Here is a 20,520-nt window from a genome sequence, read left to right as displayed (position 1 = left end):
AATTAATCTCCTTTAATTTTAAATTGAATAAAACCTTTTATATAGGAACAACGTATAATCGAGTTTCTTTTTATGTTATGCTAACATTTTAAAGGTGTTACTGTTTATAGCATTGCATCTAATTTTCGTTTATATGTAGTATTCAGAATTATTTTATTACCTAAACAATTAACTAAAATGATATCCGGATAATTTTTATTTTTTTGCCTTCCGCTAACCAATCATGGTTTTGTGTAAAAAACAAATTTGAAAGAGTTCAAGTTTAATATGTAATATTTTAGAAATTTTTATTTTGTATAACTCGTTAACAACTAGAAAAAACTGCTTAACATAGATTTTCCCACTTTGTTTGAAAGGCTTAAGATACAAAGATATAATATCAATAATTGAAAATCCGTCCGGTAATGATGGTTAAGTCTACAAACAGGTAATTGATTCAATTCTCTTAAGCAATAGTCTAGATTCAAATTATTCTTCTAGATAATTCATAATTTGGTACTTCTAAAAGGACTTATTGATATATAATTGAGTAATTAATGTACCTTCTACTCGTTGGCTGCACTATATATATATAAAGACTGACTCTTTGGCTTAGGATTTACTAGATTGCTGAATAAACCCCACCTCATTTGTTAATTGTTGAAAAGCGTCGGGGGACAAATACCGTTGGAGTTCTTGAGAGAAAATTTTTATTTCAATTGAAGTTGACAAGTTCATAGAAAAAACGCTATCTTTTCCAATTAATATACAAAAAGGATAGCATTTTTCCTATTTTAAGGACATTAACTTATCTTAACTTGATAGGCATGGACTGTACTGTAAAAGGGCATTAAGATTATTGTTCATGTACCTTCGCTATGAGCTGATCAATTAACGCCACTAGCATGCACTTATCCCCATCCTTGAATAATATAATAATAGAAAGTGTAATTTTCAAGGTTCGTATTTCTTCACCCTACCTATTATTTTTTCGATAAAAGGTTAAGATATCCTGTAAAGAAGACTTCAATAGAATGTTTGGCTTCCATCCTAATTCTTTAAGTCTGTAAGGAATAATTTCAACCTTCTGTTCTTTTTCGTCAGTTCGTGAAAGTGTTTCAAATTTCGCTTCTGTTAAAGACTTAAAACAGTTAATAACTTCTTCTAAAGAATGACTTTTACCTGAAGAAATATCATATATCTCTCCTGATTTTCCTTTTACTAAAAGAATTTCATAAGCACTTAAAGCATCTCTTATATCTATATAATCACGCTGGGCATATAGGTTATTCACTTCAAGAACCTTTTTTGACTTATTTTCTTCCATATCGACGATTTTTTTTGCGAAAATAGAACAAACCCCATTTGAAAATCCGGTTCCTATTAAGTTGGAGGGTTTGGCGATGACAATATGCATATTATATAAAATGGCCCATGATTGTGCGATTACAACTTGAAGTGTCTTGCTTAAACTATAGGGATGGGTAAGAGTAGACATATTTGCTGGGTCAAACTGGAGAGCTGAACCGACAATAACAATTTTACAAGACGGGTTTTCTTGACGAAGAGCTTCTAGTAAATAGGCTGTGGCCACTGCATTTACTTCCAATGACATCACAGGATCAAGCCATGACTGTCCTACCTGGTTTTGTCCTGCTAAATGAAGAAGAAATTCAGGTTTGATCTTTTTAATCATTCTTCTTACAGCCTCTTTATTGGTTAGGTCACAATGCTCGGTTTGAATTTCTTCATTAAAAGACTGAGTTCTTGTTACTGCAATTACCTCAAATCCTGCTTTTGAAAAATGATGACATGCATGTTTTCCCGTAAACCCACTTGCTCCGGTGATTAATAATTTAGGTAACGAGCTCATTAGATTTGCATCCAATCTTTTAACTCTAATAACATTTGTTTGTAACTTGGAATTCTGTATTGAAAATCGGTTCTTGTGCTTTTAATAGTTCGATCAAGTACTATATGTGAATCTGGAATAATTTCAACATCATTTTTCTCAAAGATTTCCTGTATCAATGTCAATAATTTAAACTTTGAGACTTTTTCTTCTGAACCTAGATGGTACAATCCGGTAATGTCACGCTTAATCATTACTTCAATAGCTTTAGCTAACTCAAGAGTGGTTACACCATTCCACCATACCTTTTCATATCCTTTTATGACCCCATTTTGCTTCATAAACCATAAGAATAAACCAATTCCGTCTTCTTTTAGTTCGGGTCCAATAATAGATGTGCGAATAGTCAAATGTTTATCACTAACAATTTCCCCTAGTTGTTTAGACTGGGCATAAATAGACGTACCATCTGGAATATCATTTTCTGTATAATCGCCTTTGCTTCCAGAGAAAACACAATCCGTGCTAATATGAATTAGTTTTCCTTGACAACGCTCTGTCAGTTTAACCAGCTGATGAGGTAGTAAACTGTTTACTTGAAAGGCCATCTTATTGTTATTAGTAGCATATTCATTTAAAATACCAATGCAATTAATTGTAATATCTGGTTTTATAACTTCTATAATTTCTTCTAACTTTGTTAAATCGGTTACGTCTACATAAATACTGCCCTTATCCGTGGGGTTCCTTGATGTATAGAATACTTGGTATTCAGATTTTTTTTGAAAGTAAGCCGTTATAATATGCCCTGCCATTCCCTTACCGCCAAGAATCAGTATTTTCATTTAAATAAACCTCCCTTTCTTTAACATTTCTCGAATTTCCTCTTTACTCATCAACCCTTTGCTTGAATTATAGTTAACTAAGTCTACAGGATTAAATTTAGAGTAATGTTCTTTTAATCCCTCAATATGAATTGGGGGAAGAATAACAAAATATTCATCATCATAAGCAATTGTCGTTGTACTTTCATATTCTGAAAGGAGAAGTTCATGTATTTTTTCACCAGGTCTAATACCGAGCGTTTCAATCTCAACTTCTTCTTTATTAGAAGCTTCTATTAATACATGGGCAAGATCTACAATTTTACATGTAGGCATCTTCATAACAAAAATTTCTCCGCCTAAACTTTCAAAAGTTGCTTTAAATACAAGTTTGATAGCGTCTTCCAGGGTTAAAAAGAACCGCGTCATATTAAGGTCAGTAATACCGACTTTCCCCTTTTCCTGAATGTGTTTTTTAAATACATGAATAACGCTCCCATTCGTACCTAAAACATTTCCACCGCGTATACATACAAATCTTGTCTTTGTGTTTATCGTGTTAGCGTGAATAATTAGTCTTTCTCCCATTGCCTTGGACAACCCATAGAAATTTGAAGGGTTTGCAGCTTTATCTGTAGAGATATAAATAACCCTATTAACATTACAGATTATTGCCGCGTCTATTACATTTTGTGTTCCAGTCACATTTGTTTTTAATGCTTCAAGAGGTTGATCTTCACATACCGGAACATGTTTTAAAGCTGCCAGATGATAAACATAATCAACGTCTTGGCATGCTTCAATTAATGAATCCCTCTCTTTGATATCTCCAATAACGAAATTTAATTTTGGGTTATTATCAAATTCTTGTTTCATTGTAAATTGATTTGACTCATTACGCGAAAAAATGCGAATTTCCTTTGGATTGTATGTTAATAATTGTCTTACTAATTCATAGCCCCATGAACCTGTGCCGCCTGTCACTAAAATAATTTGATTATTAAACAACTTTATATCCCCCTAATAGTACTTTAATTACTTTATCCGAAACAATTTTATCGTCATATCCTTCTGGATAGGACCATTTTTTTGGTTGGTTAACCATTACGTGTACACAATTAACTATTTGATCTGAGTCTATCCCGGATAGCATATTACTTCCGCACTCAATTGTCTCTGGTCTTTCAGTTGTTTTGCGGATTGTAACAGTGGGAACATGAAATAAACAACATTCTTCCTGAACTGTTCCACTATCCGTTAAAACACAGAGAGCATTTTTTTCAAGCTTAACAAAGTCAAAAAAACCAAATGGTTCGTGAAACTCCACTAAAGGATGAATTTTTAGTTCAGAGATACCTTTAATTCGTGATTTAGTGCGGGGATGGATACTACATATTACTCTCTTTCCATATGCTTCAGCTACCAAGTTGATCCCTTGTATAATTTCTAGTAATCGATCTTCATGATCTACATTTTCAGCTCGATGTGCCGTTACTAAAAAATAATTCTCCTTTTCGACTAGTAGTTTATTAAGGATGTCACTTTGTTCAATTTCGCACTTATAATGTTCTAAGACTTCGTGAATGGGGTTGCCTGATACAATAATTCGATTTGAGGGAACTCCTTCTTTAAGGAGATTTTCTTTACTTTGGGGAGTATAGGGTAGATTAAAGCTGGAAATAGCATCAATGACTCGGCGGTTTTTCTCCTCAGGTACTTCTAAGTCAAAACAACGATTTCCAGCTTCCATATGGACAACTGGAATACCCATTCGTTCCGCTAAAATTGCACATAAACCACTGTTTGTATCGCCTAGTACCAAAATTTTATCTGGCTTTTCCTTTAAAAAGATTTTCTCTAGACCTTGGTACATTTTTGATAACTGTTCCCCTAGTGTATATTGTTGATCGAATAAAATATAATCCGGTTTCCGCACTTTTAATTCTTGAAAAAATACTTCACTTAAGGTAGAAGTGAAATTCTGTCCTGTATGAACTAAAATATGCTGCTTAGCGTAATTGTCCAATTTTTCTATGATAAGGCTTAAACGTATAATTTCAGGTCGTGTGCCCAAAATTGTCATAACTTTCATACTTTACATCTCCCGCCTAAATGCAATTTTTAATTTCTTTTTTACAGTCATTCCTCTTTTATTAAACTATGCTTTTATCTCAATATTGCTATAGGCTACTCTATCAAAATCTCCCTATAAAAAAGCCCTTTGACAAACAAATTTCGTGAATTCGCCTGATGATTTCTTATTTGGGCTAATCATCTAATCATGTAAAAGGACCAAGCTAATGATTAGATTGGTTATAGTTAGTTTGAAGCATAAGATGAAAACTCTATATTCATGTGTGTTATATGGTCTGAGAAAATCTAACCAAGTTATGTTTACTGTGATGAGGGTATAAAAGCAACTTCGTTTTTCAATTGACGAAAATTAAGATCTTATTTAGATTCACTCAATAGCAAGTAAGAATAATTGGTTATATACGTTTTGAATGTTAATAATTATAAAACAGAAAAAAATACTGATTCGGTAGTTTTTTTCTGTTTTTTCGGGTTGTATAGAGTATTCATTTCTAGTTAAGTCGGGTAAGGAAGGGGCATTGCTGCCCCTTCCTTACCTAAGAACCGTACGTGAGCCTTTCAACTCATACGGCTCAAGCCTCCCATTGCAGGTCCATTTGCAGTCGTATCTTCTACCAAAATGGTAAGCTAAACGTACGCCGACGCTTCAAGTGGAGGTATACATAAAAGTACGTTTCTTTCGTATCTTTTACCCTCTGTCACATCGTTTGATCTTACGATCCCCCTACTGTTTACACAGATGACAAAGGGCTTACCAAGTTCCGCATCTTATAGATACGACAAGGTTAGGTGGGTTCTTTACTCCGGGCAAGATACGGGACGCGTCACAGTAGCATTAGGAGTCTACTTTTCCTCTTGCCAATAACCAGGTAAACCTGTGCACTATCTTGAGCTAACGGTTCCGAAGCTTGCAAACCTTCACTAATATTCACCATACTCATCTTCCCCTAGCAATGTTCCGAGTCGTGCACTGACTCTCTGTTTCCGCATTTCCGCATGCAACCCACGAGCCCGTTACCAGAAACGCAGTTTTAGACAGGGATAGTTTTTAGGAATACTATCGTGTTTTGAAAGTAACAATATCCATCCACACTTAATTCAGTGGATTTATCACATAAAAACTAATTATTTTCCGGGTTGTCCAATCATCTTCGATTAAACAATCATTTTATATAGTAAAGATACTAAAAGGGGGTATTATATTGAATTTACAAGAGATTAAGGGTTCCCATGACGTAATAGTTAGTTTGGGAAGTGCCTGTAATCCTGCAATGCAATTAAGAAGACATAACCTAAGAACATTTTCTGGTCCACTTGATTGGAGTGTATCTCTATCACTTTCTGATGTGAGTAGATTATTAAAGAACAAATTTAATGGGTTTATGGAACTCAAAAATATGTGTTTAATTGATGGATCTGCTTATGTTCTCGACGAAGGAATTAATATTCAATCAACAAAATCTTATTTTATAAAGGATACTCATTACAATATTCTCTCGGTTCATGATTTCCCAATAATTCCAAATTAAGATTGGACTGCAACATATCCCTCTTATAAAGAAAAACTTAATCATAGAATAGATAGATTTCTTGAAAAGATTACAACTAGTCAATCTGTTTTGTTTGTTAGATGGGCAGCAAGCTATGATCAAGCAGTCGAATTACAATCTGTTTTGTCGCAGATTGTAAAAGGTCAGTTTAATATTCTTATCCTTCATCCAGTAGAAGGTTCACAAGGTATTAGCACAATGAATTGGGGAATAAATAGAGTTTGTTCAGTTAAAGTCCCTAATGACCCTAATGACAATGAAACTTGGGATTATGTTTTAAATGGAATAACACTATTTAATTAAGAAACAGTAAAATAGATTTGAGTACTAAGAGCATCGTCATAAGCATTCTTAAAGGTATATTTATAAAATAAAGATAATTAGAAAAATTAATATTTTCTACATTTTACAAGCGTTTTTTTATCATTGGATATTATATTAATATAAATTAAAATTATAGTTATAACCTGAAATATATGGTAATAGAAAGGAGGGTTTTTATTTGATCGAAGTCATGGAATGTCAACTACTAATTACCTGTTGTAATCAGGATGGTGGTCTCTATATAGCTAATTTTAAAGATGGGACACATAGTTTAAAAAAAGTCTTAAATATAGAATGTAGAGGAATAGCAAAATATAAAGATCATTTTATAGTAGTAAGTACAAATGGGATTCTGATCCTAAATGAAAATTTAGATGTCATACAAACTAAAGAATTAACTGAAATGTTAGATTTACATGGAATTGCTATTTATAAGGATCAAGCTTTTATTGTAGAAACAACAAAAAATTCTATTGGTATTTACGACCTTAAAAAAAACATAGATAGAGTGGACGAGATTAAACTTTCACCTGAAAATTATGATACTTGTCATATAAATGATATTTTTATACAAGATGATAAAGCCTATATCTCTATGTTTTCATATACTGATAAAAGTTCCTTCCTAAGTAAAATATCAAAGAACAGTAATACACAAGGGGTTATCTTAGAGTACTCCTTACTTGATAAAAAAACAGTTAGAATTATGCAAAATAATCTGTTTCAACCTCACAGTCTAAAAATATATAAGGAAGAATTATACTACTGTACATCAGCAGAATTTCTTGTGCAAAAAAATGAGAAAATTGTTTTTAAAGGTCTAGGTTATCTAAGAGGATTAGATATAAAAAATGAAATGATTTTTATTGGTCAAAGTGAAAGCAGACATGTTGATAGGCTCCTCAAAGAGCAAAATAATATACTATTTGATTGTGGGATTTACATTCATAATATGTCTACTAAGATGTCTTCTTTCATACATGTACCATCTAAAGAGATATATCAGATATTAATAATCTAACTAGTTAATATGAAACATCTTAGAGTAAATAGTCATTGCTATTGCAAAAAAGGACAAGCAATAAACAACTAATTTATTAACTTATTTTTAAGTAAATTTTCTATCATGAATATCATCCAATATTTTAAGCAAACTACTCAAGACGCTATAAAACATCAACTTACGACTACTATTCAACGCACAGAAAAAGACTGCCTCTTTTAGCTGGGAAGAGACAGTCTTTTTCTATTTGTAATTATGCAAATCAGGAAGGTGAAAAAAGAAGGGTAAAAGGATTTTTAAGTGCTGGACCAAAATTATTCGAACTACATTACATTTCCCTATATTCCTTTATTTTCCTTTATGTAACGTGCCCATTATAAATGAATTTTTATATTTTGAGAAAACTACTCAAGATACTGAAGAGTATCCTATATAAAATCTCCATTATCCAAACAGAAAAAATTACTGATTCTCCCTGTAGACTTTTTAAATTTAGGTGACAGAATATCAACCTTTACTAACAGTGCGACTAATACTTACAATAGCAGCTAAATGTTTGCTGTTAAGTCAGTATTGTTAGTGATAATGGTAATATCCCTAGAATTATCAATTCTAGATTCTGATAGAAAACTTTTAGAACTATCTTTAATATTAAATGTTCCTGCTGACAACTTGCATATTGTATATTGCCCGTTAATATCAGTTAAAGTGCTAGTAATAAGCTCCTCGGCAATGTTAAATACTTCAATAAGAATATTAGACAGTCGTAAGCCTGTCTTTATATCGCAAATCACTCTGGGAATAGAGTCAACATTTGAAATAGGAGTGAAGTCAAATAATGATATAGGGACTGTTTACCTGCAATGACAGTTACCTGTGGGTTTCTAAGGTAAATCCATCAGCTGTCACGGAGATGTTATAAATGCCGGGATGCAATTCGTTGATAGTAAAATTACCTTTTGCATCTGTAAAGCCCACTACTACTAATTTTTGATCGTTTAGAACTGTTACTGTAGCACCTTGAGTTGGTTGTTTTGTTTCAGTGTTAATGACTTGACTGGTAATTGACCCTAATTTAGTAATAGAAGTAACTACAAATCTTTCAGAAATAAATTGGTTGCTCTCAAGGGTTACTGCTCGTTGTTGATCTAGATAATTATCGGTACTTACAAAGGTTGTGTAGGTATCTAGAGGTAATTCTGGAACAACATATTGACCACTTTCATTTGTAAAACTAGAAGCTATGATCTCTCCTTGACTACTTACGATTTCAATTTACGCATTCGCAACAGGGAAAGTTGTTAATCCATCAACCACGTGAATTTCAATAGTATCTAAAATCGGCAATGGATATGTTAAAGAGAAGTCTTCGTTTATCTCTTCAACAGCCCTCAATTTTCATCTGTCTAAAGTAATCCTTTAAGAACAGCCCCCCCCCTTCCTTGATTAAAGAAAACTTTACTATCACAGCCAATCTTACATAAACATAAAAAAACATGGGTGTAGATATTAGGATCCTTTGTCACGTCTTTCGAATATAAATACAGAGACAAACTTTTTTATCCTTATTTTATATTTTTAAGCCTTATATCTACTTTACAACGAGACGTGAGGGTACGAAGGTATACCACCTTTAAAAGATAATACAACCTATTCTAAAAATAATACAAAAGATATTTTCTTTGAATGGGGTATTGATTGAGATCTTTGAGCAAAGAGTGGAGAATTAATTTTACAAAATCCTCAATTAAATGGTCTTAAAATCAATAGTACTTTAAAAATGGGAGGAAAAAGAGTGACAGATAATAGAAACATCACTTGGCATGATTACACAATTACAAAGAAACAGAGAAGAAATCAAAATGGACACGAAAGTTTTATTATATGGTTTACTGGTTTATCAGGATCTGGAAAGTCTACAATTGCAAATGCTTTAGCCAAGGCATTGTTTATACGTAAAATCAATAACTATGTTTTAGATGGTGATAACATTAGACATGGACTTAACAAAGATCTAGGGTTTTCAGAAAAAGAGAGAACTGAAAATATTCGACGAATCGGTGAAATATCCAAATTATTTGTAGACAGTGGCCTAGTTATTCTTACAGCTTTTATTTCACCCTTTCAAGAAGATAGAGATCAAGTGCGCCAACTGGTAGAACCCAAAGAGTTTATTGAAATATATGTAAAATGCACACTCGATGAATGTGAAAAAAGGGATTCTAAGAAACTTTATCAAAAAGCTAGGGCAGGAGAGATAAAAAACTTTACAGGAATTGATTCCCCATATGAAGAGCCCGTTAATCCAGAGTTAGTTGTTGAAACTGATACACTTTCAATAGAAGAATGTGTAAATAAAATAATAATATATCTAGAGACAATGAAACTAATTTAAAGAGATACTTCATATCCGGTCAATAAATTCCTCGAACTTGAATCAATAATCATTCTCCTATTTCTAATGAGTTATTCTCCGTTTATAACGACTATATTATATAAAGTTTGGTAGAAAGATATTTCTTAATACTCTGATTAAATAATTCAAATTTATCTTTTCTAATGCCCTCCCCTCTTTGCTCTCTAAGACTTATGAAAAATTTTCTTTTGCCTATTCTATTATTCCCCATATAACTTTATCCCTTGCAAAAAAATGCACGCATGGCTTTTGACGGTAAAGGAAAGTATTTACAGGAGGACACACATGAAAAAATTATTTATTTTTGCGTTTATTGGCTTTTTAGCCCAATTAATTGATGGTTCTTTGGGAATGGCTTATGGTGTCACCTCGTCATCTCTCTTATTAACCTTTGGAATGGCTCCTGCAATAGCTTCAGCTTCTATACACATATCAGAAGTAGTTACCACCGCAGCTTCAGGAATTTCCCATATGAAATTTGGAAACGTGGATCGCCAAGCCGTTTTTAAATTAATAATTCCAGGTTCTATAGGGGCCTTTATAGGAGCTTGTTTTTTAAGTAATATGCCAGGAGATGTAGTTAAGCCATATATTTCTTTATTTTTATTAATGCTAGGTTTTTATGTTGTCATCCGTTTTTTATTTAAGCATAAAAAACGTAGTGAACAGAAAAACCTTAATTTATCTATAAAACAAGCTATACCGTTAGGATTAATAGCAGGCTTTGCTGATGCCACTGGTGGAGGTGGATGGGGACCTCTCACAACTCCTATATTATTGTCGAAGGATGGTAATTCAGCTAGAAAAGTAGTAGGTACAGTTGATACAAGTGAATTTGCTATTGCTATCTCTGCTACTCTAGGCTTTTTAGTTTCATTAGGATGGCAAGACGTTAATTGGTTTTGGGTAATAGCTCTTATGTTAGGAGGAATTATAGCAGCTCCCATCGCGGCATGGTTAGTAAGAGTAATGCCTTCGCACTTTTTAGGTGTTTTAGTAGGTGGTTTTATTATTTTGACTAATATTTGGACATTACTCAAAGTCTGGTCTATAAATAATATGGCGGAATTATTTATTTACGTAACTATTGTTATATTTTGGATATCATCTATTGTTTTTACGATGCGGAAGAACCAAAAAAATAATTAAAAAATAATTTTTTAATTATTTTAAGTTGTATTTAGACTAGTACAGGTAAATTTCTTAATAACAAAGCCAATTAAGAAATTTACCTGTACTATATTTCAATATAAAAAGGAAAGGTTTTGTTTATTTTTATTTGAGATATAAATTGATTTGTTATGTTTTATCTTTCAAAAATAAAATTTAATATCCGTACATATAGAACTTAGTTACCAAAAATCTTACTCCAAAAACTTTTTGGTTTTGACTCTAGATTTTCCTGGGCGGCCGCTATCAGCTTTTTTGTATCACTGATTTCTCGTATAGCACTCGTTAATTTCTCGTCTCTTTTCTCTAAATTGTTTTCAATGTATTGATCCTGATAATCCAGTTTCTCTGTAAGGTGCTTTATTAGCTTGCCTTGTTCATCTAAACGTTGGATAAGTGCAAATTGAAATTGCTCATCTTTTTCAGATCGATCAAGTAATTCTTGGACTTTATTTTCAAGAGAGTCTACTTTTTTTTCAAGGTTTGATTGTACGTCTACAGCTTCCGTTATAACTTCTCCCTGTAGCCATTGGTTGACCATCTTATAACTCCAGTTTTGTTCTTGAATTCGTTTTTTTATTTCAATTAATAAATCGATGTTTCTTTTGTTATATCTGCGATGGCCCCCTTCCGTTCGTTGAATCTGGAGGTTAAATTCCTTTTCATATAAGCGAATTAAATCAATGCTTAAACCAGTTAGTTTCACGGTATCTTTTAGAGTATAAACAATTTCTTCATCTGGGTTTTTAGACATTTTTCTAGAGTGCTCCTTTCTTTATAAAAAAATCTAGAGTGATTAAACCCTTATTGTAAAAGGTTTTTGAGGATTCTAGAATGCACTTTCACTAGGTTTTTTTCGAGAGTTGTATAGTTGATTAATTTCTAGAAAATTTCAAGATACTCCTCTTTTTTTTAGAAGACCATTAATTATTTTAAATCATCTTAACAATCCTTGCTTGGTTTTTATTCTAGAGAAAATTGCTGAGTTTTCAAGGGGAATTTTTTATCTAAGGTACATTTCACTTTGATAAACATGTAGATTCGTAACGATAAGTTGTTTTCGGTTCAGTAGAAGAGCCAAATTAGCAACTGATTAGTTCACTTTAATAAAGAAGTTTCAATTCTAGATGTTTGTTGCTGTGAACTAAATTCTAGTATGCTTAAACGCTTTGATATAAGAGGGTTAGAAGTGATTCTAGAAAGTAGTTATACCAGTTTTAGTTTAAGATTTAAATTTGTTTCCAATTCTCGAATTTATTCTTGTTTTAGAAAATTAACTTTTACTTAGGCTCCTTTTTCCTCTTATTTTCAATACTTATTATACTTTAAAAGTATTGCAAACCTAAACAATAAAACTTAAGGATTTTTCGAGAAAGCAATAGGGTTGTTTCTTTGCAATAAAATTAATTTGGTGAGGTGGGGTAGCTGAAAAACTGATTTAGATTACGATAAGTAAATTACTGGATTTCAAACTCCTATTATTTTTTAATATTGTTCTAGCCTGTCTTTCTTTTTTATGAAAAATTAGAATGGATAAAAGTATTGACACTAAAGGGATTTAACTAATTCTAGAACGTACTTTCACAAGAATTTATTCAAGATTACGATATTCGTTTTATTTCTAGAATAAGTATGAATTTCTCTTGAGTTGTGTTCTAGTTTTCATACTTAAAAAAGCCTTTATATCAACTAGCTACATTAAAATAATTCTATAACCATCTATTGTTTATAGAATAGTATGGCCAGTAGATTTAAACGGCGACCATTTTCTTTATACTTTAGTCTAACTCAAGTTTAACTAAAATATAAGTTCTAGAAAATGCATAATTACACGAGGTTATTAAGTTCAACTTACCGTCAAAAAAATCCTTCATAATGCAATTTATAAATCCTAATAAGTTGAACTTGTTGTTTGAAATTGCAGATGATTTTTAGATTGGAGCGCAAAGAATTTTAACCTTATAGAATTTTTTATTTGCAAATCAATTTAATGGATTCAAGTATTTATAGTAAGGGTTACTCCAATAGATTAGTAGAGAAACCTTAATTAGTAAGAAGTCATTTAAAAAACAACAGTATTGCTGCTTTTTAAATGATAAAGGAAAAAATATACGCTTTATATTGATTTTAAATATCTTTTGTATCGATACAAAGCATGGCGGCTGGATAAACCAAAGTAATAAATAGTCTGCTCATTAGAATAGCCTTCAAGAAGCTTTTTTAGTATACAGCTGTTTCGAAATTGCGTAGATCTTACTTTAGCTTGTATACCTGAGCGTTGAACTTCTTTTTCAATCATACGCTTTACACCAATTAGACTTATCCTTCTAGGTTTATTTAAGTTGTAATCGTACCAATAAACCATCTTTTGAGGGTGAAAAGAAAGAAATAAAGGATCGTCTGTATAATCTTTCGGCTTAAATAGTGAGGGGATAGCTGAAAAATAATTGTATATTATTTTTTTATCATCTCTAGAAATATCCAAGACACGTTTTCCTTTGTTAGTTGTAATAGTTAATGCATTTTGACTAAAGTTAATATCCTTTATATTTAAAGATACTATTTCATTGATTGTAAGACCGTAATGAAGCATTAGAATCAATATTGATTGATTACGAGGGGCTATATGCTCATGTATTTTTAATTGTGTATCTGTTAGATTTTTATGACGTATTACAGAATCTAAAAGTAGACGTGTATCGTTTTCACTTATAAAATCATTGTCAGTTAGCTCTCTCTGTTTTTTTGTTGTAGCTTTGAGCGATCCAATTTGGTCTATTAGGTCGTAAAACCTTAATAAGCCATTTAGGTGTGAAGCTACACGCCTTAAATTGGCTTCTGACAAGTTTTTTTCTTTTAAGTAGGTAAAGTATTCTTCGTAGCGTTCCATTCCTTCTGGCAAAGTTTCTGGCGTCATATGGGGATGCTGTTGATTTAACCAACGAAAAAATGCATTTAAATCATGTTTGTACATAGAGATTGTAGAATGTTTTTTTCCTGATTCGTGCAAATGAACGAGAAAACGTTGAACAATCAGAGGAATATCCATACAAAACACCTCCTATTTAGGTAAATTTAATATACTATTAGTGTAAGTAAAAATAAAACACAGCCGTTAAGATAAATCCTACACAGATTATTGTATATTAAATTTACCTTCTTTTCAAAAAAAATATCTTACGCTTAAAAATATAAAAACACGCCATTGAAGACGTGTTTTTATATTTAACTCTCATTTGAAACTTGATTGCTCAAGAAGGTTTGGTAAATCTCTCTTAATTGTTTATTTTTGAAGTCATTTATTAATCTTGGCTTAAGTCCTGCTTCTTCACGCTTTTCTAAGTCTTCTTGCATATTTCGGAGTACTTCTTGTACTGCCGCTTCTTCTGCTTTTTTGAATTCTTCCTGGTTTGGTTCCTTAGAATTTAAAACTAACATTTTTCTTAATTCTTGAAATTGTAAAAGCCTTGCTTCAAATTCTAGTTGAGTTCCATTTTCCTTAAAAAATAATTTCTGCCTTTCCTTTAATGTTGGATTTTCTAAAACTCGATCTTTATCTTCAGTTTCTCTTATGAAATCTGGAACCAATTCTTTTCTGATAGGCTTTTTAGGCTTTGCTACCTTCGATTCTTGTGATGCTTTCGCATAGTCTTTTTGAATGGACTTTATTACGTAAGAATGCGGATGAGTGATATCTCCCATAATCAAACGATCTTGCGTGTATTTGATATTTCGTTCTACCTGCTCTTTCGTAAATTCAGATAAAACCCACTCAATTTTTTCAGGCTTAACTCCTAAGCTCACCAAGTCATACTGTAACCTATTTTCTTTTTCGTTGTCTGTTAACTCTAATGGTGGCTGATTTAATTCGGGCTCTTTCTCTTTAACAGAGCTAACACCATTCAATGCAGGCGAACTAGTAATAATAAATTCTATGGATGTTACTTTTCTACCTGTTTTTATTTCGACGAATTCAAAGTGAATATCTGTTTTATTATTAATTTCCTTTTGAGCCACTGCTAATACTTTGCTCTTAAAATGGCCATACTGTTTATACTTAGTAGGTTCAATAGCTAAAAAATGACGTAATTCTTCAAGAGTTAGCTCCCTTTTTCGTAGACGCTCATATTGCTTAAGCAGCTCATAAATACGAATAGAATAAACCGAATTTAGTCTCACTACATTCTCCAATTGATACGAAGTGAATTTTTCTTTAAGTTCTAAAAATAAATACTTTAAGCTAGGGTGAAATTGTAATGTTATGTATCCCTCATTTTCTTCGTAAATAGACGTAATAACCCAGTTATAATTTCTTTGTCTACCTTTTTCCTTTATGGTAAGAATTTTTGTTTGAAGGCCATTCACAATTTCCTTTAAGTATGAATAAAACCCTGTACCTTTCTTATTTCCTACAATTTCAATAAAATCTTTAGCTCGAAATCTATATGTCTTTAAAGTTTCATCATTAGGTTGTACTTTAGATGCCATGATTAAAAGGATTCTTTGTTCCTGTAAGGACAGTTTATACGTACTCTCAATAAGGATGTTTGATTTTGTTACCCAATTTTTTATATTTATACTTTCCAGATCATATGGTTGAACTACATTTGATTTCTTCATAAAATCCCCCATATTTTTCTAAACTATCACTAAAATATCATAAAAGTGATACTGTGTAAATTTCCATCTCAAGCACAGTCTGTCCTTTTAATTTAAATATCACGCAAAATTGGTGATACTTTATGAGGCCTTTTACTCCTAGAAAGATTAATTAATATTGATTTATTGCCTTAAATCATAAAATTCACGCGCAAAATTAGTGATACTTAAAGCCTGTCTACATCCCTCACGCAAAATTGGTGATACTTAAGGCCTGTCTACATCCCTCACGCAAAATTAGTGATACTTACAACCATATACAGGGGAATACGCAAAATTAGTGATAGTTCGCGCAAAATTAGTGATAGTTCGCGCAAAATTAGTGATAGTTTCACGCAAAATTAGTGATAGTTCGCGCAAAATTAGTGATAGTTCGCGCAAAATTAGTGATAGTTTAGGCTGATAAAAGCTGTAACATCAATGCCTACAGAGTCTCTAAAACAATAAAACAATAAAACAAATATATAAAACAATATATAAAACAGAAAAACAACTGTAGTGGTTGTGCTATAATTTATAGATTTTGAAATTATTTAAGGAAGAAATATAGGGATGTAAATTCTTATGTTAGCAGTATATCCACTGGTAGTGATTTTTAATACTAAATGAGATGAGATTATGGTTTTATAGGAGAGAGGATGAATTCTTATTGAATTATAAGATTAATAGACGTTATAATAGAGTCAACAAAACAGTGCGGAATATAAAAAGACTCCAACGTGTGCAAGTGGTGCGCCAACACCCTTACACCGTCAACCCTAAAAGGACTAGGGAAAACATCTGTCGAAGTCTTGATACATAAATTTAATTACGCCTCTATTTTATAGGATAATTAGATTTATTTCAAGGGAGTAGTCTGTCAAAAAATCCGACATCGTTTTCCTATTTTCTGGGATGCGATGTCTTTTTTTGTTCCTAAAAAGGAGAGGATAGACTAATGTCTACTACGCGTATGCTTACGACAGAAGAATTTGATTATATGAAAAATTATCAGAGTTTCATAGAAAACCGTTCTCAACATCAATCAATGAAACGAAAATTACTTAAAGAAATTATCAATCTTTACGGAGAGAAATTTTATCGACTTCATGCAGGAACTAGAAATGCTTTGGACCGACTTTGTTGGTTTGCTGCAGAAAAAGGTTTTTGCTTTCCTGGTAGTACATATTTGGGCCAAACATATGAAAAGTCAAAAGGAACAATCGATCGTCATTTAAGAGAGCTACGAAAACAAGGACAAATTGTTACTGTTTATCGTCGCTGTCCACGCAACAATGGAAAGGGAAATCCGGTACACTTATTTGTCAACCATCCTTATTTTGATCACTGGGTTAACTATTTACAGCTTAATTTAGAGTCTGATGTTGAAACAGATGTTGAAACAGAAAATGAGCAAAGTGCTTGGGGGAGTAAGGGTAAAGAGGAAAAAAATTCTTCTACCTATAATTTATCTTTAAAAGATTTTAATAAATACATACGTAATAATGTAAATATTAAACTCTCATCTGATTATGTACCATCTTTTATTCCAACATCTTTTAAAGATGCTGTAAGGCCTTTTTTTACTTATGCAGATGATATTTATGAATTATGGGGGAAAGTACGTTTAGCTCATAAAATAAGTGGTCTTGAGAAACCCTTAGAGGATCTAGTACTCATTGCAGTTCAAGCTTTTAGAGAAACTGTTTTTGCATATAAGAGAAAGCGAATAAAAAATACTTTTGGAGCCTACTTTTTTGGAACATTAAGAGGTTTATTTGGTGCTGAACGGAGAAGAGAAGTCCAGCGAAGTTCTGATAATCCGTTATTTTATAACTTTCTAGAAGTATAGTTCTTGTTTTCAATATTTTTAATAGTATATATACGTATGTAGTTACAATGATTTCATAACGGCTTGGCCGCCAAGAAATGAATTAAAGTTTAAACTTTCTAGAAAAAATACTGAAAAAATCTATTTATTTGGAGATAATATAATCAAAGTGGCCATTTCGTTTCTAGATATTAGAGAAGCAATTAAAACTTAGAAATAATTTGATACATCTGGCCGCTCATCCTTACTTAATGCATTATTTTAATCTTTTTTGTTAAACCTGAAGAAGGTAGTTAGTAAATTTATTACTGATAAATAATTTTATAGGAGAGAGAGAAGACCAATTAATAGATAAAGAAGCTTTTACAAGTACTGTCTCTCCAACTTAGAGCCTTCCTTATATACAAAGAAATTCATTCTGTTTATAAACCTTCTTTAGAAAATAGATATTTACGACTCTTCTTATAGGCTGTAGCATTGATGCCAATATGATTATGGATGTGTGCTTTGTCAGTATGGATTTATACAGCTGCTTCATGCTCTTTGGCTATTTCTCTGACTAAGTGCCATCCAATTTGATTGGCTACTTTTGTATTGATCCAAGAGAAAAAATAATAAGTTACCACCATTATCTAAGTGTAAAACATATCTTGCACTGATTGGTCGAATCATAAAATATAAGGAATGGTGGCAGATATCGCTATTCACCGTGATGATGCAAACAATCCACATGCTCATGTCATGTTAACCATGAGAACATTAGATCAAGATGGATTCGGCAAAAAGAATCGTGACTGGACTGCAGACTTCGTAAACTCCAATATTCTAGAAAATAGGCACACCTAGATAAAATAATTAATAATACATAGTGGATCTAATTCACATGCCGAAGGTAGCTTCACAACGGCAAGTGGGTCTAATTCACATGCCGAAGGTGACAATACAACGGCAAGTGGGGATTCTTCCCATGCGGAAGGTTCTAATAATACAATGGCAAATGGATTTGCTTCTCATGCTGAGGGTATAGCAACAAGTACAGGTATAAATGCAAATGGTGCCCATGCCGAAGGGGTTTCCACTAACGCTTCAGCTCAGGGAAGTCATGCCGAAGGAAATAATACAACGGCAAATGGATTTGCAGCCCATTCCGAAGGTAACTTCACAACCGCAGGTGGGGATATTTCCCATGCAGAAGGTAACGGTACAACCGCAAGTGGAACTTCCTCCCACGCAGAAGGAACAAATACAACCGCAAGTGGAACTTCTTCCCACGCAGAAGGAACAGGTACAACCGCAAGTGGATTTGTGGCCCATTCCGAAGGAACAGGTACAATTGCCAGTGGGGATTCTTCCCACGCGGAAGGGTCAGGTACAAGGGCAAATGGATTTGCTTCTCATGCCGAAGGATCAGGTACAATTGCTAGTGGGGATTTATCTCATACTGAAGGATTGAGTACAACAGCAAATGGTTTCGAAGGAGCCCATATTATGGGACGGAATGGAGCGGTTAACAACCTCAATGGAGATCCAACCTATTCATGGAATGTAGCCTTTGGAGCTATTGCGTATGACCTTACCGGTCTCATCGGAAAGCTTCTGAATAATGGTAATATGTTTGTCGACGGGGCGTATTTAAGTCCAGCAGCCGATTATGCGGAAATGTTTGAAATAATAGATAAAAACCCGATCGATGTTGGTTACTTTGTTACAGCAGTAGAAAAGGGGAAAATTCGAAAAGCCACCGCAAGTGATCAATTTATTTTAGGTATCACCAGTGCAACGCCAAGTCTCATTGGAAATAGTGCAGGATTACGATGGCAAGGAAAATATTTGACCGATGAGTGGGGACGAAAAAAATATCATGAAGTGACGATTCCGGCTGAAAAAGACAATGAAGGAAATATTCTTATTCCTGAAAGAAAAGAAATGCAGCCAATGCTCAATCCTGAATGGAATCCAAGTGAAGAATATATCCCTCGTACAGAGCGACCGGAATGGGTGGCTGTTGGGTTAATGGGTCAAATACTCATTCGAGATGATGGAACTTGTGAAGAACAAGGATATTGCTGGACGAATGATGAGGGAATTGCAACGAAAGCAAGTCAAGGATATCGTGTGCTGAAGCGTACAGGAGCAAATCAAGTATTGGTGTTGGTTAATTCTCTACCTTCAAGAAATGAGCTTGATCCTGTTGTAAAGCTAGAAAACTAGCAAAACTAAAAGAACAAGGCTATCTCATTGAAGAAGAATTTCAAATTGAAAAACAAAAACTATTGAACTCATAACTCTATTTCATTCTAGGCAAGTTCATCTTTTGATAAACTTGCCTTTTTATATTATGTATATCGTATACAGTTGTAGTTAACATAATGGGTGTTATCGATACCGAAAAAGGATCTTCTATTTCGAAGATCCTTTTTGCTGCTAATTCAACTCAAGCACCCATGGGATTTGAACCTATCAACTAAATCGTTAGCCCCCTACTTGTAAAAACATGATTTGAAACGTCGGCACTTCCCCACAAGAGCGTGTTACCTGAAAAATATATTACTTTATAGATAACAGCCTTCACTTTCTTTAGATTTCTTCATTAATTAATAAAAAGGAGAAAAGGAGGATGGGTAGGTTGAATAAAGGACTTCAGATGATTTTGGCCAACGTTTCATACTTCGAGGATTTTAAGAAACTTAAATACCCAATGATACCAGATGAAAAGTATCGGGAAAAAATCGTTCATGAGATAAGAGAGATCTTGGAGGCAGAAATCCTTGATCAAGAAGCTAAAGAACGAGTAAAACAATGGTTACTTGAAATTCAAGAAACCTAGAAAAACAGCTTT

General features: G+C 32.9%; 15 protein-coding genes and 2 pseudogenes. 8 read left to right on the top strand and 9 right to left on the bottom strand.

All coding sequences use genetic code 11. The features are described 5' to 3' along the window. Positions 1 to 955: 955 nt before the first annotated feature. From LIS78_RS30710 to wecB, 4 genes are read right to left on the bottom strand one after another with little or no spacing between them, the layout of a single operon-like run. Positions 956 to 1,867, bottom strand: a complete 912-nt coding sequence (locus LIS78_RS30710; RefSeq protein WP_252285730.1) for an NAD-dependent epimerase/dehydratase family protein — start codon at positions 1,865 to 1,867, stop codon at positions 956 to 958. Continuing rightward, positions 1,852 to 2,676: an SDR family oxidoreductase gene (locus LIS78_RS30705; protein ID WP_252285729.1), complete on the bottom strand. Its 825-nt coding sequence runs from the start codon at positions 2,674 to 2,676 to the stop codon at positions 1,852 to 1,854. Before LIS78_RS30705 ends, LIS78_RS30710 begins: the two co-directional genes overlap by 16 nt. Continuing rightward, positions 2,677 to 3,663, bottom strand: a complete 987-nt coding sequence (locus LIS78_RS30700) for a polysaccharide biosynthesis protein (RefSeq protein ID WP_252285728.1) — start codon at positions 3,661 to 3,663, stop codon at positions 2,677 to 2,679. Continuing rightward, complete coding sequence (wecB, locus tag LIS78_RS30695) at positions 3,656 to 4,747, bottom strand: non-hydrolyzing UDP-N-acetylglucosamine 2-epimerase (RefSeq protein WP_252285727.1); 1,092 nt, start codon at positions 4,745 to 4,747, stop codon at positions 3,656 to 3,658. The genes LIS78_RS30700 and wecB overlap by 8 nt, the downstream gene beginning before the upstream one ends. A 1,204-nt stretch (positions 4,748 to 5,951) precedes the next feature. On the opposite strand from wecB, the pseudogene LIS78_RS30690 reads away from it, so the two are divergent. Both LIS78_RS30690 and LIS78_RS30685 read left to right on the top strand, forming a co-directional pair. Further along, positions 5,952 to 6,602: pseudogene (locus LIS78_RS30690) on the top strand (DUF1796 family putative cysteine peptidase). Between the two features lie 199 nt (positions 6,603 to 6,801). Further along, positions 6,802 to 7,644, top strand: a complete 843-nt coding sequence (locus LIS78_RS30685) for a DUF4915 domain-containing protein (RefSeq protein WP_252285726.1) — start codon at positions 6,802 to 6,804, stop codon at positions 7,642 to 7,644. Between the two features lie 852 nt (positions 7,645 to 8,496). On the opposite strand, the gene LIS78_RS31675 is transcribed toward LIS78_RS30685, so the two are convergent. Continuing rightward, positions 8,497 to 8,691, bottom strand: a complete 195-nt coding sequence (locus LIS78_RS31675; RefSeq protein WP_350495083.1) for a carboxypeptidase-like regulatory domain-containing protein — start codon at positions 8,689 to 8,691, stop codon at positions 8,497 to 8,499. 730 nt (positions 8,692 to 9,421) lie between these two features. On the opposite strand from LIS78_RS31675, the gene cysC reads away from it, so the two are divergent. Then, positions 9,422 to 10,021: an adenylyl-sulfate kinase gene (gene cysC / locus LIS78_RS30680; RefSeq protein WP_252285725.1), complete on the top strand. Its 600-nt coding sequence runs from the start codon at positions 9,422 to 9,424 to the stop codon at positions 10,019 to 10,021. 306 nt (positions 10,022 to 10,327) lie between these two features. Then, entirely contained in the window at positions 10,328 to 11,191 is an 864-nt protein-coding gene (locus LIS78_RS30675; RefSeq protein ID WP_252285724.1) for a sulfite exporter TauE/SafE family protein, read from the top strand. Positions 11,192 to 11,390: 199 nt separating this feature from the next. Here the strand turns inward: LIS78_RS30675 and LIS78_RS30670 are convergent, their stop codons facing one another. From LIS78_RS30670 to LIS78_RS30660, 3 genes are all read right to left on the bottom strand, one after another. Then, on the bottom strand, positions 11,391 to 11,966 hold the full coding sequence (locus tag LIS78_RS30670; RefSeq protein WP_252285723.1) for a DUF3967 domain-containing protein: 576 nt from the start codon (positions 11,964 to 11,966) through the stop codon (positions 11,391 to 11,393). Between the two features lie 1,362 nt (positions 11,967 to 13,328). Then, positions 13,329 to 14,261 carry a tyrosine-type recombinase/integrase gene (locus LIS78_RS30665; protein ID WP_252285722.1) on the bottom strand — a complete coding sequence of 311 codons (933 nt, stop codon included), beginning with the start codon at positions 14,259 to 14,261 and terminating at the stop codon, positions 13,329 to 13,331. A 176-nt stretch (positions 14,262 to 14,437) separates the two neighbouring features. Beyond that, positions 14,438 to 15,832 (bottom strand): replication initiation protein, encoded by a 1,395-nt coding sequence (locus tag LIS78_RS30660; RefSeq protein WP_252285721.1) that lies wholly within the window; start codon positions 15,830 to 15,832, stop codon positions 14,438 to 14,440. A gap of 976 nt (positions 15,833 to 16,808) precedes the next feature. Between LIS78_RS30660 and LIS78_RS30655 the strand changes: the two genes are divergently transcribed. Next, a complete protein-coding gene (locus LIS78_RS30655) occupies positions 16,809 to 17,702 on the top strand; it encodes a helix-turn-helix domain-containing protein (RefSeq protein ID WP_252285720.1) in 894 nt (297 codons plus the stop codon). A 401-nt stretch (positions 17,703 to 18,103) separates the two neighbouring features. On the opposite strand, the gene LIS78_RS31765 is transcribed toward LIS78_RS30655, so the two are convergent. Further along, positions 18,104 to 18,202 carry a relaxase/mobilization nuclease domain-containing protein gene (locus tag LIS78_RS31765; protein ID WP_434092407.1) on the bottom strand — a complete coding sequence of 33 codons (99 nt, stop codon included), beginning with the start codon at positions 18,200 to 18,202 and terminating at the stop codon, positions 18,104 to 18,106. Positions 18,203 to 18,362: 160 nt separating this feature from the next. Here LIS78_RS31765 and LIS78_RS31760 point away from each other — a divergent pair. The 3 genes and pseudogenes from LIS78_RS31760 to LIS78_RS30640 all read left to right on the top strand — a co-directional run. Then, a pseudogene (locus tag LIS78_RS31760) lies at positions 18,363 to 18,479 on the top strand (MobA/MobL family protein); the annotation flags it as partial. A 192-nt stretch (positions 18,480 to 18,671) separates the two neighbouring features. After that, a complete protein-coding gene (locus tag LIS78_RS30645; protein ID WP_252285719.1) occupies positions 18,672 to 19,892 on the top strand; it encodes a peptidase G2 autoproteolytic cleavage domain-containing protein in 1,221 nt (406 codons plus the stop codon). A gap of 415 nt (positions 19,893 to 20,307) precedes the next feature. Further along, positions 20,308 to 20,508 carry a hypothetical protein gene (locus LIS78_RS30640; protein WP_252285718.1) on the top strand — a complete coding sequence of 67 codons (201 nt, stop codon included), beginning with the start codon at positions 20,308 to 20,310 and terminating at the stop codon, positions 20,506 to 20,508. Positions 20,509 to 20,520 lie beyond the last annotated feature (12 nt).

Source organism: Priestia megaterium, from assembly GCF_023824195.1.
GTDB classification, from domain to species: Bacteria; Bacillota; Bacilli; order Bacillales; family Bacillaceae_H; genus Priestia; species Priestia megaterium_D.
The sequence above is the reverse complement of the archived record's forward strand: the minus strand, read 5'-3'. Positions and strand labels throughout refer to the sequence as shown.

Excerpts from the sequence above, each read along its gene's own strand:
- LIS78_RS30665 (WP_252285722.1), bottom strand. The coding sequence starts at position 14,261 with ATGGATATTCCTCTGATTGTTCAACGTTTTCTCGTTCATTTGCACGAA.
- LIS78_RS30655 (WP_252285720.1), top strand. The coding sequence starts at position 16,809 with ATGTCTACTACGCGTATGCTTACGACAGAAGAATTTGATTATATGAAA.
- LIS78_RS30705 (WP_252285729.1), bottom strand. The coding sequence starts at position 2,676 with ATGAAAATACTGATTCTTGGCGGTAAGGGAATGGCAGGGCATATTATA.
- LIS78_RS30660 (WP_252285721.1), bottom strand. The coding sequence starts at position 15,832 with ATGAAGAAATCAAATGTAGTTCAACCATATGATCTGGAAAGTATAAAT.
- LIS78_RS30670 (WP_252285723.1), bottom strand. The coding sequence starts at position 11,966 with ATGTCTAAAAACCCAGATGAAGAAATTGTTTATACTCTAAAAGATACC.
- wecB (WP_252285727.1), bottom strand. The coding sequence starts at position 4,747 with ATGAAAGTTATGACAATTTTGGGCACACGACCTGAAATTATACGTTTA.
- LIS78_RS30645 (WP_252285719.1), top strand. The coding sequence starts at position 18,672 with ATGGCAAATGGATTTGCTTCTCATGCTGAGGGTATAGCAACAAGTACA.
- LIS78_RS30675 (WP_252285724.1), top strand. The coding sequence starts at position 10,328 with ATGAAAAAATTATTTATTTTTGCGTTTATTGGCTTTTTAGCCCAATTA.